This window comes from Rodentibacter haemolyticus (assembly GCF_015356115.1).
In the GTDB taxonomy this organism is placed as follows: Bacteria; Pseudomonadota; Gammaproteobacteria; order Enterobacterales; family Pasteurellaceae; genus Rodentibacter; species Rodentibacter haemolyticus.
Window position 1 is genome coordinate 1,035,527 of sequence record NZ_CP063056.1, and the last position, 16,310, is coordinate 1,051,836.

General features: G+C 42.0%; 16 protein-coding genes. 1 reads left to right on the top strand and 15 read right to left on the bottom strand.

All coding sequences use genetic code 11. The annotated features are described in order from the left end of the window. The first annotated feature begins 9 nt into the window (after positions 1 to 9). Complete coding sequence (gene dsbB / locus IHV77_RS04965) at positions 10 to 543, top strand: disulfide bond formation protein DsbB (protein WP_194812992.1); 534 nt, start codon at positions 10 to 12, stop codon at positions 541 to 543. A 211-nt stretch (positions 544 to 754) separates the two neighbouring features. On the opposite strand, the gene IHV77_RS04970 is transcribed toward dsbB, so the two are convergent. The 15 genes from IHV77_RS04970 to ispC form a co-directional block, all read right to left on the bottom strand. Continuing rightward, complete coding sequence (locus tag IHV77_RS04970; protein WP_194812993.1) at positions 755 to 1,798, bottom strand: AI-2E family transporter; 1,044 nt, start codon at positions 1,796 to 1,798, stop codon at positions 755 to 757. Continuing rightward, positions 1,798 to 2,136: a nitrogen regulatory protein P-II gene (glnB, locus tag IHV77_RS04975; RefSeq protein WP_194812994.1), complete on the bottom strand. Its 339-nt coding sequence runs from the start codon at positions 2,134 to 2,136 to the stop codon at positions 1,798 to 1,800. Before glnB ends, IHV77_RS04970 begins: the two co-directional genes overlap by 1 nt. 1 nt (position 2,137) lies before the next feature. Continuing rightward, a complete protein-coding gene (gene mog / locus IHV77_RS04980; protein WP_194812995.1) occupies positions 2,138 to 2,734 on the bottom strand; it encodes a molybdopterin adenylyltransferase in 597 nt (198 codons plus the stop codon). Positions 2,735 to 2,747: 13 nt separating this feature from the next. Then, complete coding sequence (locus tag IHV77_RS04985; protein ID WP_194812996.1) at positions 2,748 to 4,604, bottom strand: SLC13 family permease; 1,857 nt, start codon at positions 4,602 to 4,604, stop codon at positions 2,748 to 2,750. A 9-nt stretch (positions 4,605 to 4,613) separates the two neighbouring features. Next, positions 4,614 to 5,207, bottom strand: coding sequence for a ribonuclease HII (rnhB, locus tag IHV77_RS04990; protein ID WP_194812997.1), 594 nt, complete (start codon positions 5,205 to 5,207; stop codon positions 4,614 to 4,616). Beyond that, positions 5,200 to 6,372, bottom strand: coding sequence for a lipid-A-disaccharide synthase (gene lpxB / locus IHV77_RS04995; protein ID WP_194812998.1), 1,173 nt, complete (start codon positions 6,370 to 6,372; stop codon positions 5,200 to 5,202). The genes rnhB and lpxB overlap by 8 nt, the downstream gene beginning before the upstream one ends. A 102-nt stretch (positions 6,373 to 6,474) precedes the next feature. Next, entirely contained in the window at positions 6,475 to 7,263 is a 789-nt protein-coding gene (lpxA, locus tag IHV77_RS05000; RefSeq protein ID WP_194812999.1) for an acyl-ACP--UDP-N-acetylglucosamine O-acyltransferase, read from the bottom strand. Between the two features lie 15 nt (positions 7,264 to 7,278). Beyond that, on the bottom strand, positions 7,279 to 7,683 hold the full coding sequence (gene fabZ / locus IHV77_RS05005) for a 3-hydroxyacyl-ACP dehydratase FabZ (protein ID WP_194813230.1): 405 nt from the start codon (positions 7,681 to 7,683) through the stop codon (positions 7,279 to 7,281). A 140-nt stretch (positions 7,684 to 7,823) separates the two neighbouring features. Beyond that, on the bottom strand, positions 7,824 to 8,849 hold the full coding sequence (gene lpxD, locus IHV77_RS05010; RefSeq protein ID WP_194813000.1) for a UDP-3-O-(3-hydroxymyristoyl)glucosamine N-acyltransferase: 1,026 nt from the start codon (positions 8,847 to 8,849) through the stop codon (positions 7,824 to 7,826). 12 nt (positions 8,850 to 8,861) lie between these two features. Then, positions 8,862 to 9,473 carry an OmpH family outer membrane protein gene (locus IHV77_RS05015; RefSeq protein ID WP_194813001.1) on the bottom strand — a complete coding sequence of 204 codons (612 nt, stop codon included), beginning with the start codon at positions 9,471 to 9,473 and terminating at the stop codon, positions 8,862 to 8,864. Between the two features lie 102 nt (positions 9,474 to 9,575). Then, positions 9,576 to 11,969, bottom strand: a complete 2,394-nt coding sequence (gene bamA, locus IHV77_RS05020; RefSeq protein ID WP_194813002.1) for an outer membrane protein assembly factor BamA — start codon at positions 11,967 to 11,969, stop codon at positions 9,576 to 9,578. 30 nt (positions 11,970 to 11,999) lie between these two features. Then, a complete protein-coding gene (rseP, locus tag IHV77_RS05025; RefSeq protein ID WP_194813003.1) occupies positions 12,000 to 13,328 on the bottom strand; it encodes a sigma E protease regulator RseP in 1,329 nt (442 codons plus the stop codon). A gap of 9 nt (positions 13,329 to 13,337) precedes the next feature. Then, complete coding sequence (locus tag IHV77_RS05030; RefSeq protein ID WP_194813004.1) at positions 13,338 to 14,204, bottom strand: phosphatidate cytidylyltransferase; 867 nt, start codon at positions 14,202 to 14,204, stop codon at positions 13,338 to 13,340. A 12-nt stretch (positions 14,205 to 14,216) separates the two neighbouring features. Continuing rightward, on the bottom strand, positions 14,217 to 14,936 hold the full coding sequence (gene uppS / locus IHV77_RS05035) for a polyprenyl diphosphate synthase (protein ID WP_194813005.1): 720 nt from the start codon (positions 14,934 to 14,936) through the stop codon (positions 14,217 to 14,219). Between the two features lie 27 nt (positions 14,937 to 14,963). After that, on the bottom strand, positions 14,964 to 16,160 hold the full coding sequence (gene ispC, locus IHV77_RS05040; RefSeq protein ID WP_194813006.1) for a 1-deoxy-D-xylulose-5-phosphate reductoisomerase: 1,197 nt from the start codon (positions 16,158 to 16,160) through the stop codon (positions 14,964 to 14,966). Positions 16,161 to 16,310 lie beyond the last annotated feature (150 nt).

Genomic DNA, 16,310 nt, shown 5'->3' on the forward strand with positions numbered 1-16,310 from the left:
GGAGGGAAAATGCTCGCATTATTCAAAGGATTCTCAGAAAAACGTTCTGCCTGGCTATTACTTGTCATTTCAAGTTTATTGCTGGAATTGACCGCACTTTACTTTCAATACGGAATGGGGTTACAACCTTGCGTACTTTGCGTGTATGAACGTTTGGCGATAGTCGGTTTATTTATTGCGGGCATTATCGGGTTTCTTGCACCTAGAACACTTATCCTTCGCTTAATCGCAATCGCACTAGGTTTATTTAGTAGCATAAAGGGATTGATGATTTCCATTCGACATCTTGATCTACAAATGAACCCCAAACCTTGGAAACAATGTGAATTTCTTCCGAATTTTCCTGAAACCCTCCCTCTACACCAATGGCTTCCCAGCCTCTTTAACCCGACCGGCAGTTGCGATAACAGTCAGTGGTCGTTATTCGGAATTACAATGGTACAGTGGTTAGTGTTTATTTTCGCCGTATATGTGATTGTGCTGGGAGTGATGCTCATTGCTCAACTGAAAAAAAGTAGAAATCGGAGAAGATTGTTTAGTTAAAAAAAGTGCGGTTAAAATGATCTGACCCCAAAAGTTAGACAGTTTGGCAAAGGGTTTGAGTTCAATATTTATCCGGGGTAGAGGGCGTTAGCTTTGCGTAACGCCCCATTTCATCATTAAACTTTGTTAATGGTGCGTTTACGACTTCGCCTAACGCCCCCTACAAAGATTTGTATAAGCACTACATAATAGCGCTTTTTTAAGGAAAAGATCATTTGCTTTCCACATCCCCCAATAATGCGGCATATTTAATCGTACTTGGATCGGATTCTAAAGCGATTTTTAACGCCATTGTCAGCGGAACGGAAAGGAGCATCCCAACCGTACCGAGTAGCCAGCCCCAAAATAAGAGGGAAAGAAAAACCTCCAGCGTAGAAAGCCCTAAGCGTTTTCCCATCATTTTCGGCTCAAGGATATTACCAATGATCATATTAACGGCAATTACCCCGATCGCGACACCAAAACCGATACCGAAACCGTTTAATAACAAAGCTTGAACAATAATCGGAATAGCGGCGATAACGGAACCGATATTTGGTATGTAATTAAGCAAAAAACTCAAAGTTGCCCATAAAATCACATATTGCACACCGCAAATTTCGAGCAAAATAAAAACGCAAATTCCCGTGAGCAAACTGGTGATGGTTTTAATCCCAAGGTAGCCAATCACCCCTTGTAAAACCCGATCAATATGATGTTCTTCCTTGGCTATATCCGTAGAATTAGCACTCATCACGATAGCGAATTTATGTTTTATCGTTGGTGCTTCGGCAAGCATAAAAATCACCACAAGCACCAAGACAAAGACATTACTCACCACACCGGAAAAATTAAGCAACAAACGACTTACAAAATTCATAATGATACTGGGATCAAAATAATCTTGAATCGTCTCACGTGAGAAATGAATAGGTAAATTGAAGCGTTGCGCCAGTGTCATCACATCATTTACTCGCTCGGAAAGCAATGTCTTATATTGCGGAATAGATTGAGTAAACTCACGTGCGCTACTATTAATTAACCCGACTAAAAAGAAAAAAATGAGAGTGATCAAGACAAACAACAGTACCATAGCAAGCCAATGAGGCACGCGGCGTGTCGTCATTGATTTGATTATCGGAGAACAAATAATCGCAATGAAAAGCGCAAGCAAAAACGGCACAACAATCTCTGCCGCCAATTTTATACCGGCGAGAATTATCACCAATGCCGCCATACTCATTAAAGTGCGGTGTAAATTGAGACTGTTTTTCACTAAACGGCTTCCTCATTTTCTTCGCCGGTACGGATACGAATCGCACGCTCAACATCATAGACAAAAATTTTACCGTCACCGATTTTACCGGTTTGGCAGGTTTCTACGATAGTTTCAATACATTGTTCCAACAGCTCATCCGGCACGACAATTTCCATTTTAACTTTTGGCAAAAAATCCACCATATACTCGGCACCGCGATACAGTTCCGTATGCCCTTTTTGGCGACCAAAACCCCGCACTTCGGTAACCGTCATACCGCTAATGCCGATATCAGAAAGATTTTCCCGTACATCATCCAATTTAAAAGGTTTAATCATCGCTTCGATTTTTTTCATCTTATTTCTCCGTATTATGTTCACGTCTCGCCGATTTCGGGCGAAAACTTTCAATAATTTCAGGGTGAGTATCGACATATAAGCCGTTAATCAATTGTAAGCAATAAGGAATGGCACTAAAGATCCCTTTCACCAGCACATTACCCGATTTATCTTTTACCCCTTCTAAGGTTTCTTTGATTGCTTTAGGTTGCCCCGGTAAATTCAGAATCAAACTTTCCTTCCGAATAACGCCGACTTGACGGGATAAAATCGCCGTCGGAACAAAATGTAGGCTGATTTGACGCATTTGTTCTCCAAAACCGGGCATCTCACGATCAGCTACTGCAAGGGTTGCATCCGGTGTAACGTCCCTTTTCGCAGGCCCCGTGCCGCCTGTGGTAAGCACGAGATGACAACCTTGCTGATCCACTAATTCTTTGAGCGTTTGTTCAATAATCGATTGTTCATCGGGAATCAATCGGGCTTCAACTTCAAAAGGATCAATTAATGCTTGTGCTAACCAAGCCTGTAATTCAGGAATACCCTGATCTTGATATACGCCTGTTGAGGCTCGATCCGAGATAGAAACTAAACCAATTTTTAAAAGTGCGGTCATATTTTTCCTTGTTTTAGAATGGAAATAAAAGTGGAATAAGGAATACGCTTACTAACATCACAAGTAAAGTGAAGGGTACGCCTATTTTTAAAAAATCACTAAACTTATAACCACCGGGGCCTAACACCATCGTATTCACCGGTGATGATACCGGGGTCATAAAGGCGGCGGAAGCAGCAATAGCAACAATCATTGCAAACGGGATCGGTGAAACATTGAGTTGTTGTGCTAATGAAATGGCAATAGGTGCAACTAAAATTGCTGTTGCGGTGTTGGAAATAAATAGTCCCACCACGGCACAAAAGATAAATAACATCATAAGCACTAAATGCATTCCCCAATTACCGACCAAGCCTAACATCGCTTCTACCGCAAGGTTAATTCCACCTGTTTTCTGTAATGCGGCGGCAAACGGCATCATACCGATAATTAAAATCAAACTTGGCCAATGAATTGAATCATAAGCACTTTTTGCATCCACACAGCGGAAATAACCCAGCATTAAACAAGCGATTAAAGCTGCGATAACATTAGGCACAATACCCGACACCATTAATGCCACCATCACCAACACAGAAATCAATGCCTGCGGCGCTTGGCTTTGAGCGGGAGCAACGCGATCCATTTCTTTCGGATAACTCAACACCACAAAATCATTCGTACGACTGCGCATTTGTTGAATAAACTTCCAATCCCCAATCACTAAAATGAGATCGCCAAGTTTGTAAGGCGTACCGGTGAAACTATCTGAAATCAATTCACCCTCACGTTTGATGCCTACCACGTTTAAACCGTATCTTGAACGAAACTCAACTTCTGCCGTTGTTTTATCGATGATGCTTGAGCCGGGCACTAAGGTCAATTCCGCCATACCGATAGATTTCGCTTGTTCATTAAAAGATTGAGGTTTAATTTCCGCCGGCTCTAAATTATGATTTTGACAAAATTCCGCTAAATCAAAATTTTGCTGACCAATGTCAATCATCAAAATATCCTTCTCATGAATTTCGGAACTACTCAGCGGCATCGTATAAACGGGGCGAAAACGTTTCCAACGCTCAATCGCCAGAACATTCAAACCATAATTGGAACGTAAATTCAGCTCATTCAAGTTTTTACCGATAAAAGGTGAACCGGGACGCACGACAAAACGTTTAGTACGATCACGTAAACCGTATTCGTCAATCAGTTCCGCCATAGAGCGTTGATTATTATTTTGCTGTTCCGTGCCGATATTTGTACCAAGCCAGCGACGTATCAGTAGCATATAACCGATGCCAAGTAATAAGATCACCAAACCGATAGGCGTGAAATCAAAAAATCGCAAACGAGATCCTGTGTCTTTAATCAATTCCGCATTTACCACCAAATTTGGCGCGGTGGCAATCAAGGTCATCATTCCGCTAATCAATCCGGCGACACTAAGCGGCATCATTAAACGTTTAGGTGGAAGGTTCATTTGACGACAAATCATCAAGACGACAGGGATAAAAATCGCCACGACACCGGTAGAACTCATAAAAGCGCCCAATCCGGCAACCGCCAACATCAGTAAAACCAATACTTTGGTTTCACTATTGCCTGCAAGTTTTAAAATCCCATCACTTACTTGATAAGCAATGCCGGTACGTACCAATCCCTCACCCACAATAAAAAGTAACGCAATTAAGATAATATTCGGATCACTAAATCCCGCAAAAATTTCATCCGTCGTTAAAATACCACTTAAATAAAACGCCAACATCACCAAAAGTGCCGCGGCATCCATTCGCACTTTATTGCGCACAAAAAGCAATACGGCAACGGCAAGTAAAGCAAGCGTCCAAAATAACGGGCTCACCCAAAGCGCATTGGTGAAGATAGTATTCATCAGTGTCTCCTAACGATTTTCCAAGACTTTTTTGACCGGTGCAAAACTACGGCGATGTTGAGGCAATGCACCGAATTCTGCTAATTTTTCTAAATGCAATTTCGTGGGATAACCTTTATGTTGCGCAAAAGCATAATCCGGATATTGGCGATCCAATTCTGCCATTTCTTGATCACGCGCCACTTTTGCTAAAATAGAAGCGGCACTGATTTCGGCCACCAGGCTATCGCCTTTCACGACAGATTGTGCGGGAATATCAAGATCTTTAGGAATTTTATTCCCATCTATCAAAACAAAGTGCGGTTGAATTTTTAAGGATTTTACCGCGCGCGTCATCGCTAATAAAGAAGCCTGTAAAATATTAATTTCATCAATTTCTTCTGCTTCTGCACGTCCCAATGCCCACGCGAGTGCCTTTTCCTTGATTTCTTCTGCTAGCGTAATGCGTTTCTTTTCCGTCAATTTTTTAGAATCCGCCAAACCTTCAATCGGCTTATTCGGATCTAAAATTACCGCTGCGGTAACCACCGCTCCCACTAAAGGACCACGCCCTACTTCATCAACACCGGCTATCAACCTATAGCCTTGAGGATACTCAAACATTTCCCGTTACCTCCAATAAATCGATGACGGCCTGTGCCGCCTGTTTGTCCGCGTCACATTGAATTTGTTGGTGTAAGTCAGTAAAACGCTGAATTAAAATATGGCGATTTTTAACCGCACTTTCTTCAGTTGAAAGATACACGGCAAGTTTTTCCGTCAACCGTTCGGGTTCGCATTCTTCTTGAATCATTTCCGGCACTAACATTTCATTCGCCAATAAATTAGGCAGGGAAATATACGGGGTTTTCACCAAACGTTTGGCTAAAAAATACGTGAGCGGTTTCATTTTATAGCCCACAACCATTGGCGATTTGCAAAGCATTGCTTCTAAGGCGGCAGTGCCGGAAGCCAACAAAGTGGCATCAGCTGCGATCAATACTTGGCGAGCCTGACCATCAATAAGATGCATATCTAAATCCGGGGCGATACGTGCTTTGATCGCCTCAAATTGCTGACGACGTTTTTCATTCACTAACGGCACAAGAAATTGCAGATCGGGAAATTGTGCTTTCAACAATAACGCCGTTTTTAGGAAAGGCTCGGTTAAAAATTCCACTTCTGACCCACGGCTTCCAACAAGAATAGCTAAGTAACGTTGCGCCGGATCGATATTAAGAAACTGGCAAGCCTCTAAACGATCGGGTTTGAGCGGAATGGCATCCGCCATCGTGTGTCCGATAAAACGGCAAGGCACGTTAAATTTATCGTAAAAGGCTTTTTCAAAAGGCAGAAAAGCCAATACCTGATTGGTCGCTTTGGCAATTTTATGAATGCGTTTTTGACGCCATGCCCACACGGACGGGCTTACGTAATGAACCGTTTTAATGCCCTTTGCTTTTAGTTTTAATTCCACATCCAAGTTAAAATCCGGTGCATCAATACCGATATAAACATCCGGTTTTTCTTGCAACATAGTCTGAATCACTTTTTTACGGATTTTAAGTAAACGGGGTAAATGTTTCAGAATTTCAGCCAATCCCATTACCGAAAGTTCTTCCATATCCACTAACGTTTCACAGCCTTCAGCGATCATACGTGGCCCTGCAATGCCGATAAAACGTCCGTTTGGATAATGCGCTTTAAGCTGGCGAATCAATCCTGCGCCGAGAATGTCGCCCGATACTTCACCGGCAACAAGGGCAATGGTAGGATTTTCTTTGTTCATTAAATTTATCCTAAAAAATAACCGCACTTTGGAAAAAAAGTGCGGTTGATTTGTTAATTGTTTTCATAAACCATTTCCCCTTTATTTAAGAGAAAATCTATTTTAACGAATGATCCCGCGGGTTGAACGTTTAAAGAAATCAATAAAGAAACTAATAGCGGAATCGGTTTCTGCGATTTGTTCTATTTCAGGCATCACTTCTTCAAGGGTTTTGCCGCTACGGTAAATCATTTTATATACGTTACGGATTGCGTGCATTGTCGGTTTATCAAAACCTCGACGTTTTAAACCTTCTAAGTTTACGCCGAATGGGCGGGCATGGTTGCCTTGCGCCATCACATAAGGAGGAACATCTTGGCTTACCATTGAACCGCCGCCAAGCATTACGTGCGCCCCGACAACAACAAACTGATGAATCGCCGACATACCGCCCACAATCACAAAATCATCCAATTCGACGTGGCCGGCAAGTGTTGCATTATTCGCCAAAATACAGTTATTTTTAATTTGGCAGTCATGGGCGATATGAACGTTAATCATTAACAGGTTATTATTGCCGATGCGGGTTACATCGCCACCTTGAATCGTGCCACGATGAATCGTTACGTGTTCACGGATTCTATTGGCATTACCAATAATAGTTTTTGTCGCTTCACCTTTGTATTTTAAATCTTGGTTCACTTCACCGATGGTGGCAAATTGATAAATTTCGTTATCTTCGCCAATAACGGTATCGCCACGCACAACAACGTGTGATTTCAACACTGTACGCGCTTTAATCTCAACAGAACCTTCAACAATGCAGAAAGGCCCAATGAAAACCTCTTCGCCGATAACGGCGCCTTCCTCAACGATAGCCGTTGGGTGGATTTTTGCACTTGGGTGGATCATATTTATCCTCTTTGATTAACGACGAGCACACATTAATTTTGCTTCACAAGCGACTTCACCGTTTACACTTGCGACACCGCTGAACGCAGTAATTCCACGGCGTTCTTTAATCACTTGAACATACAATTCCATTTGATCGCCCGGTAATACGGGACGTTTAAAACGCGCTTCATCAACTCCGGCAAAATAGAATAATTCGCCCCCTTTTAATTCGTGTGTTTTAAAGGCAAGTATTCCCATTGACTGCGCTAAAGCCTCTAAAATTAATACACCGGGTAAAATAGGTTCACCGGGAAAGTGACCTGTGAAACAAGGCTCATTCACACTAATGTTTTTAATCGCTTTTAGCCATTCACCTTCTTTATAATCAATCACACGATCCACTAATAAAAATGGATAACGATGTGGTAATAAAGTCATAATTTCTTTTGCTTCGATCACTTTTGATTGTTGTTCTGACACGCTGATACCTTTCACAAATAAAAATAATGCCGAATTATACGATATTTACGTTTAAAAACAAAACGCACCACAAAGGTGCGGTGCGTTTTCAAAGAGAATTAGCCGATTTTCTTTTCGAGCGCTTTTAAACGCTTATTCATACCATCAATGCCTAACGTGAGTGTGGCGGTTTTTCGCCATTCCTTATTTGTTTGTAGCGGAATGCCGGAAGAATACACACCCGGTTCGGTGATAGGTCTCATCACCATTCCCATACCGGTTACCGTCACTTTATCACAAATTTCCATATGGCCATTGATAACACTCGCGCCGCCAATCAAGCAATAACGCCCTACCGTTAGACTACCCGCCATAATCACACCACCAGCAACCGCCGTACCGGTACCGATATGCACGTTATGGGCAATTTGGCAGAGATTGTCGATAATCACGTTATCTTCAATTACCGTTGCATCCAGCGCACCACGGTCAATACAGGTACAAGCGCCGATTTCAACATTATTACCGATAATCACCCGACCCACTTGCGGAATCTTAATCCAGCGACCACGATCATTGGCATAACCAAAACCATCACTTCCAATCACCGCACCGGACTGAATTAAGCAGTTTGAACCGATTTCTACGTCATGATAAAGGGTTACATTCGCCCAAAGCTGAGTACCTGCACCGATTTTTGTGTTTTTTCCCACAAAACAGTTTGCGCCGATAATCACGTTATCACCGAGTATGACCCCTTCTTCAATCACGGCATTTGCACCGATTGAAACATTTTCGCCTAAAAAAACACCGTCAAAAATGACCGCACTTGGTGCTATGCCATGGGCTGCTTTAGGTGTCGTATCCATATATTGCGCCAAAATCGCATAAGCGACATAAGGATCTTTTACAATCAGCAAATTACTTTCAGGCGCACAAAATTCTACATCCGCTTCAGATACGACTAAAATACCGGCATCGGAATCTTTTAATAATGGGCGAAACTTGGCGTTAGAAATAAACGTGAGTTGATTTGCTTGGGCTTTATCAAGAGGAGCAATGTTTACTACAACAACATCGGCGTTACCGCGAACGGTAGCGCCGATTTGGTTTGCCAATTCTTGTAAAGAATAGGATTTTTGCATAATGAGAACCTATTATTTTTTCTCTTCTGCTTTAGCAGGTGCTGCGGATTTTTCTGTCGCAGGAATAGATTTCAATACGTCTTCGGTAATATCTTTGCCGTCCACTGCAAATACCACGGAATTTGCATCAAGCACATAGGTATAACCTTTTTCTTTTGCGATTTTGTTTGTCGCAAGCTGGATGCTTTCTAATAATTGAGCACGAGCTTCAGCTTGACGTTTCTCATTTTGTTCTTGAAACTCAGCCACTTTTTTGTCTTGTTCTTGCATCAACTTGGTAATCGCCGCTTCTTCGCCTGCGCCAAATTTGTTAATTTCAGCTTCACGTTTTTGGATTTCGGCTTGACGTAAACGAGGAGCATCCTTTTGTAATGCCGCCACTTTCGCTTCTACTTTTTTACGTGACGCCTCAATTTTTTCATCAATTTCCTTTTTGCTTGCCGCTAATTTATCCGCTGTCGGTTTAAATTCGGCATCTAATTTATCAGCGATAGCTTGACGATCCGGATGATTTTGGAATAAATAACCGGCATTGATAAAGGCGATATTTTCATCTGCTGCTGCAAAACCGGATGCAAGGGCAAGACCGAGTGAAAGTGCGGTTACTTTTAAAACATTTTTCATTGAGATTTCCTTATTGTTTTGGGTTGTTGGTTATACTTGCACCACATCATTATATGCTGTGCAAGATGCCGGCTTTGACCGGATAATTAAAACAAAGTTCGACTAGAAAGAACCACCAATACTAAATTGGAATTGCTCTATATCGTCATTTTCATATTTTTTGATTGGCTTCGCATAAGAGAATACCAATGGACCGATAGGCGATTGCCATTGGAAACCGACACCGGCAGAAGCTCGAATGCGGCTCGGATCACTATAATCCGGTAAATTCCGGAATGTGGCTTTATCCTGTTCGGTCCATTTAGTATTCCATACACTTGCCGCATCAATAAAGAGTGAAGTTCTTACGGAATTTTGGTTTTTATCCGCCACAAACGGGGTTGGAACAATTAATTCGGCACTTGCCGTAGCAATCGCGTTACCACCGACAATATCACTACTTCCGTTGGTGTTATATCCTTCATTACCGGCTCTATCTTTTGTCCAATAAATCGCATTAGGGCCGACCGCGCCATATGCGAAACCACGTAAACTACCGATGCCGCCGGCCGTATAGTTTTGATAGAACGGTAAACGTTTACCGCCGAAACCATTTGCATAGCCAACCCCTGCTTTACCGGAAACCACCCAACGATGATCCCGATCAAGCGGATAATAACCTTGAATATCGGCATTCAATTTATAGTATTTGTTATCGGACCCCGGAATCGTTACCCGGCCGCCAATCGTTGCCTTAATCCCTTTTGTAGGGAAATAACCACGATTTAAGCTGTTATAGTTCCAACCGAATGAGAAATCAAAATCGTGAGACTTAACCGACAATGAATTTTTTGTCGGATCTAAATTCATTGAGAGTAAATATAAATCACGATTGTATTCTCGGGCAAAGTTACTGATTTTGTTGTAAGTATAACCTAACCCGACATAGTAGGAGTTGTTTTCATTCACAGGGAAACCGAGCGTAACATTCCCACCGTATGTTGTACGTTTATAATTTGATGACGTATCGCTGCCAGAGTTATCATAGGTTTCATAGAATACGTTTCCGCCTAAACTCACACCATCTTTTGTGAAGTAGGGTTCGGTATAACCCAGATTAATCGTTGTACCGTAGTCATTACGAGAACCCGCCAAGCTCACTGCCGCACCGGTTCCCAAAAAGTTATCTTGTTTTACGCTGGCTTGGTAACTGATACCGCTTTCCGTACCATAACCTACCCCAAAGTTAATACTACCGGTATTACGCTCTCTTACTTTATAAACGACATTAACTTCATCGTTTGTTCCTTCAACGGGAGCAATACGACTCTCTACCGTTTCAAAAAAACCGGTTCTGTCCAAACGGATTTTACCTAATTCAACTAATTGGGAATTATACCAAGCGCCTTCTTGTTGACGCATTTCTTGGCGTAATGTGCTATCCGCCGAAACGGTGTTACCTTCAAACTGAACCTGACGAACGGATAAGCGGCGACCGGCATCAACGACAAAAGTTAACGCCACGGTTTTATTTGCTTCATCAAATGTCGGTGTGGTATTCACTGTGGCACTACCGTAACCGCGTTCACCTAATTTTGCCTTAATCACATTTTCAATGTCTATGACATCGGCACGGCTAAAGGTATCATTCAAATGAAGACGATTTAACAAAGGTTGTAATTCGTCCGCCATACCGCCGACATTCCCGACAATGCGCGCACTGCTTAAATCGTATTTCTCACCTTCATTAATATCAATGACAACCGTGGCTTTCGTTTGAGCCTCATTTAATTGAACGTCCGTGTGAGTGATACGTGCTTTCGCATAACCGTTATTTTGGTAGTATTCTTGAATGGACTGTAAATCTTTCTCAAATTGGCTACCATCAAATTTGTTGCCCCAAAGTTTCCACCATGCATCCGGTTGCAATTCCATTTGCTCTTGCAGAGTATCACTTGAAACCGCTTGATTACCATTAAAGGTAACGGATGCCAATTTCGCCGTATCATCTTCATTAATTTGAAGCGTAATTTCAGCGCGATTATTTGGTAGCGTATTCACAATCGCCTCGACTTTCGCATTATAACGACCTACGCTCTGATAATGTTCTTTCACACCTTTTACAAATTCATCTAACTTGGCACGATTAAGCACATCACCGGATTTAAATCCGTTCGCCTCTAAGTTTTGTTTTAATGCTTCCGTCGGAATTAAAGAATTGCCTTTAATATGTACTTCCGAAATGATAGGTTTTGCCAGCACACTAACCACCAAGGCATCACCATCTTGATAAGCTTTTACATCGTCAAATCGACCACTTACGAATAACGTACGAACAATATGAGCGACATCATTGTCCGTAACACGTTGACCTGAGCGAACCGGCAAACTTGCAAGAATTTGTTGCTCTAACTCTCCTTGAACGCCATCCACGCGAATATCTTTTGCTACAAAAGGTGCAGCAAATACGCTTGTTGTCGTACCGAATAATAAACTTGCGATCAGAAGTTTTTTCATCGACTTTATCCTATTAATAAAAAATAATATTTATAAACGTAAGAAATCATTGAAAAGTGCAAAAGCCATTAAGGTTAATAGCAATGCCGCACCGATGCGATAACTTAAATTCTGAACCCGTTCCGAAACAGGTTTTCTTCTAATGCCTTCCGCTGCCAAGAAAACCAAATGACCACCGTCTAACACCGGCAACGGAAATAAATTCATAATGCCCAAATTAACACTAATAAGTGCCATAAAACTCAAAAAATAAACAAACCCGATACTTGAAGATACGCCTGCACCTTTAGCAATTGAAATCGGACCGCTTAAATTATTAAGAGAAAGATCACCGGTAAATAATTTACCGATAACTTTAATCGTTAACCAAGATAACCGGGTTGTTTTTTCTCCCGCTTTAAACAGGGCATCAAGAATATCATATTTTAATTCGGTTCGATACTGCTCCCCTATATTTAAAAAGGTTGGACTTACACCGACAAACCAACGCTTTTCTTTTTGTTCCGGCTGCAAGATTTTGTCAAAAATTTGTCCGTTCCGTTCAATCTTAACGGGGAAAGGTTTACCTTGTTCTACCAGTTTTACAAAATCTTGCCATTTAAGTGCGGTCAGATTTTCACTTAAAATTTTGTCCCCGATCTGTAAACCTGCTTTTTGTGCCGGAGAATTTTCCACCACTTTTGATAATGTCATTTCGATCTTCGCACGAACCGGATTCATTCCCAAAGACTCAAAAGCACTTTGTTTTTCCGGATCGAACGTCCAATCGGATAAATTCAGTTGTTTTTCATAGGTGGCATTCGAATCAAAAGGTGAAAGCGTAATATTCACTTGGGAATTTCCCAATTTTGCCGCCAGTAACATATTGATGGTTTCCCAATCCTCTGCGACTTCACCGTCAATCGCCATAATCTGAGAGTTCGGTTCAATCTTCGCTTGTGCCGCAATAGAATGAGGTGAAACGTTTTCAATCACGGGTTTCACACTCGGAATGCCGACGGAATAAATTAGCCAATACGCTAAAATAGCAAAAATAAAATTCGCTAATGGACCTGCCGCAATAATAAACGCACGTTGTAATACCGATTTTTGATCGAAAGCTTGCGACTGCAATTCCTCCGGCACGTTTTCCGCCCGTCCATCAAGCATTTTCACATAGCCGCCGAGAGGTATCAGGGAAAGTGCAAATTCCGTTCCCTGTTTATCCGTTCGCCGCCAAATCACTTTTCCGAAACCGATGGAAAAACGATGTACTTTCACACCGCACTTTCGCGCAGCCCAAAAATGTCCGAATTCGTGCACCGCCACCAATACGGAAATCGCAATAAGAAAAGCACTAAGCGACCATAAAAATGACATCCCCCCCCCTTACAACACAAAGAAATAGAAATAAGAAAAAAATGGGACGGCAGCCGTTAAGCTGTCAATACGATCCAACACACCGCCATGCCCCGGAATGAGTTGGCTGCTATCTTTGATTCCGGATTCCCGCTTGAACATACTTTCCGTTAAATCACCCAAAACAGAAATGGCAACGGTGATAACGGAAAGTATGACAAAACCGAACATTGCCCGATTTCCCAGTAAACGTTCACCTGAAAAATGAATAAATACAAAAGCAAGAATTGCCGCGGTGATTAAACCGCCCAATACGCCTTCCCAAGTTTTTCCCGGTGAAACTTTCGGTGCAAGCTTATGTTTACCAAAAGCACGGCCTGCAAAATAAGCCCCGGAATCTGCCGCCCAAACCAAGACAAACACATAAAGAAGTAAAAATAAGCCATGATAAGAATCTTGCGCGTAATTATCCAAACGCAAGCGTAATACGGCGGCAATAAAAGGGATTAAGGTAGAAAAAGCAAAGAGTAATTGAAGCGGTTTATTTTTGCTCCAATACTTTGCCGAAGACGGGTAGGTAATAACTAACAATAAGGCTAGCACCCACCAAGCTACGGAATTAATTAATAAAAGTGATAAATAACGTTCGAATACCCGCCCAGCATCAAGATAATTGCCTTCAGTAAAAATCCATAAAAAAATAAATGCCCCAAGAAAGACTGCAATACAAAAACGCACTAAGGGTTGTTTAAAACGTGCAAATTGTGTCCATTCCCATATTCCTAGTGTGGCAACGCCCCCTAAGGCTAATGCAAAATAAAAAGGGGTAAATAAGAACAAGGCGCATAGCACCAGTGCAATAAGTACAATAGCCGACAAAACTCGTTCTTTAAGCATAAAATCTCCGCTTTATTCAGTCCCACCGAAACGGCGATGACGTTGTTGGTAACAGGCAATCGCTTGATTAAATTCTTTTTCACCAAAATCAGGCCACAATACATCTAAAAAACAGAGCTCCGCATAAGCAATTTGCCAAAGCAAAAAGTTGCTAATTCGCTGCTCTCCACTGGTACGAATTAATAAATCCACTTGAGGTTGATTTTGTGTGATTAAATGTTGTTGGAAAGTTTGCTCGGTAATATTTTCCACCAACATTTCGTTATTTTTCACTTTTAATGCAATCTGTTGGGCTGCTTGGACAATATCCCAGCAACCGCCGTAATTCGCCGCAATATTTAAAGTAAGTGCGGTATTTTTCTTCGTTAAATTTTCAGCATTAGCGATTTTTTCTTGCAGTTTTTCACTAAAACGCGAAGTATCACCAATAATTTTGAGACGAATATCGTTTTTATGCAATTTCTTCACTTCTCGATCAAGGGCTTGCATAAAAAGCATCATTAATGCGCTGACTTCTTGTTCCGGACGACTCCAGTTTTCACTGCTAAAAGCATACAAAGTGAGCACTTTTACACCCGTTTGGCGCGCATAAGTTACGGCTCGGCGTACCGCGGCAACACCATTGGTATGCCCGAATATACGCAGTTTATTTCGTTGTTTTGCCCAACGTCCGTTGCCATCCATAATAATGGCGACGTGCTCAGGAATATTATTCTTATCGAGTTCTATCATAAAATGAAATTATTTACGACCGCACTTTTAATGACTGGCAATAAGTTGCTGTGCGATGATACGCGCTTGAGTATCCACCGCCAATACATCATCAATCGTTGCAATGGTTGTATACGGCATTTTCGCTACGGATTCACGGTTAATACGGGCAATATCCGTAAAGGAAATTCGATGTTCCAAAAAGGCTTGTACCGCCACTTCATTTGCCGCATTCATTGCGGTTGTCGCATACTGACCTTCCGCAAAGGCATCCATTGCGAATTTTAAATTAGGGTAACGGTTAAAATCCGGCTCAATAAACGTCAGTTCTTTGATTTTAAAGAAATCTAAAGGTTCAACTCCGGCAAAAGTGCGCTGCGGATATGCCATGGTTTCCGCTATCGGCGTTCGCATATCGGGATTTCCCATTTGTGCAATCACCGAACCGTCCACATAACGCACCATAGAATGAATAATGGATTGCGGGTGAATAATCACTTCCATTTCATCGGCAGCCGCATTAAACAACCAACGCGCTTCTATATACTCCAAGCCTTTATTCATCATCGTGGCGGAATCCACTGAAATTTTCTTCCCCATTGACCAATTCGGATGCGCTACGGCTTGCTCCGGTGTGATATTGACGAACTCATTTAACGGCATATAACGGAAAGGCCCGCCGGAACCGGTCAACACAATTTTACTGATACCTAATTCATTCAATGGGCAAAAACCTATTTTTTGCTGTGCTTCCGGCGGCAAGGACTGAAAAATCGCGTTATGTTCGCTATCTACCGGCAGCAAGGTTGCGCCTGATTCCTTTACCGCATCAATAAAAATCTGCCCGCAAGTCACCAATGCTTCTTTATTTGCCAATAAAACGCGTTTACCGGCTTTTACCGCAGACAAGGTAGGAAGTAGCCCTGCTGCCCCCACAATCGCAGCCATCACCTGATCCGCATCAGGATGTGCCGCTAATTCACAGATCGCTTGCTGACCTGCAAATACTTCGGTTGCAATACCTTGTTTTTTGAGCTTTTCTCTTAATATATCGGCTGCCTTTACATCATCAAGTGCAGCAAAGTGCGGTTGAAATTTCACACATTTTTCAAACATAGCTTCCACATTTTTGCCTCCGACAAGCGCAAAAGCATGGTATTTCTCAGGATTATGTTCAATCACCGATAAGGTGTTTTGCCCAATGGATCCTGTTGCCCCCAGAATCACGATATTTTGTTTTTGCATAAAATTAACCGTACCGTAGTTGGCAGTGAATTAAATTAACATGGAGATAAAACCGCAAGCCTACAGTACAAGCAGTACAGTGAGACACAGCAATGCAGTAAACATTTTTAAATTTAATTCACGATAAAAATAAGAGAATAGAACAAGGGC

Excerpts from the sequence above, each read along its gene's own strand:
- dsbB (WP_194812992.1), top strand. The coding sequence starts at position 10 with ATGCTCGCATTATTCAAAGGATTCTCAGAAAAACGTTCTGCCTGGCTA.
- glnB (WP_194812994.1), bottom strand. The coding sequence starts at position 2,136 with ATGAAAAAAATCGAAGCGATGATTAAACCTTTTAAATTGGATGATGTA.
- mog (WP_194812995.1), bottom strand. The coding sequence starts at position 2,734 with ATGACCGCACTTTTAAAAATTGGTTTAGTTTCTATCTCGGATCGAGCC.
- IHV77_RS04985 (WP_194812996.1), bottom strand. The coding sequence starts at position 4,604 with ATGAATACTATCTTCACCAATGCGCTTTGGGTGAGCCCGTTATTTTGG.
- rnhB (WP_194812997.1), bottom strand. The coding sequence starts at position 5,207 with ATGTTTGAGTATCCTCAAGGCTATAGGTTGATAGCCGGTGTTGATGAA.
- lpxB (WP_194812998.1), bottom strand. The coding sequence starts at position 6,372 with ATGAACAAAGAAAATCCTACCATTGCCCTTGTTGCCGGTGAAGTATCG.
- lpxA (WP_194812999.1), bottom strand. The coding sequence starts at position 7,263 with ATGATCCACCCAAGTGCAAAAATCCACCCAACGGCTATCGTTGAGGAA.
- fabZ (WP_194813230.1), bottom strand. The coding sequence starts at position 7,683 with ATGACTTTATTACCACATCGTTATCCATTTTTATTAGTGGATCGTGTG.
- lpxD (WP_194813000.1), bottom strand. The coding sequence starts at position 8,849 with ATGCAAAAATCCTATTCTTTACAAGAATTGGCAAACCAAATCGGCGCT.
- IHV77_RS05015 (WP_194813001.1), bottom strand. The coding sequence starts at position 9,473 with ATGAAAAATGTTTTAAAAGTAACCGCACTTTCACTCGGTCTTGCCCTT.
- bamA (WP_194813002.1), bottom strand. The coding sequence starts at position 11,969 with ATGAAAAAACTTCTGATCGCAAGTTTATTATTCGGTACGACAACAAGC.
- rseP (WP_194813003.1), bottom strand. The coding sequence starts at position 13,328 with ATGTCATTTTTATGGTCGCTTAGTGCTTTTCTTATTGCGATTTCCGTA.
- IHV77_RS05030 (WP_194813004.1), bottom strand. The coding sequence starts at position 14,204 with ATGCTTAAAGAACGAGTTTTGTCGGCTATTGTACTTATTGCACTGGTG.
- uppS (WP_194813005.1), bottom strand. The coding sequence starts at position 14,936 with ATGATAGAACTCGATAAGAATAATATTCCTGAGCACGTCGCCATTATT.
- ispC (WP_194813006.1), bottom strand. The coding sequence starts at position 16,160 with ATGCAAAAACAAAATATCGTGATTCTGGGGGCAACAGGATCCATTGGG.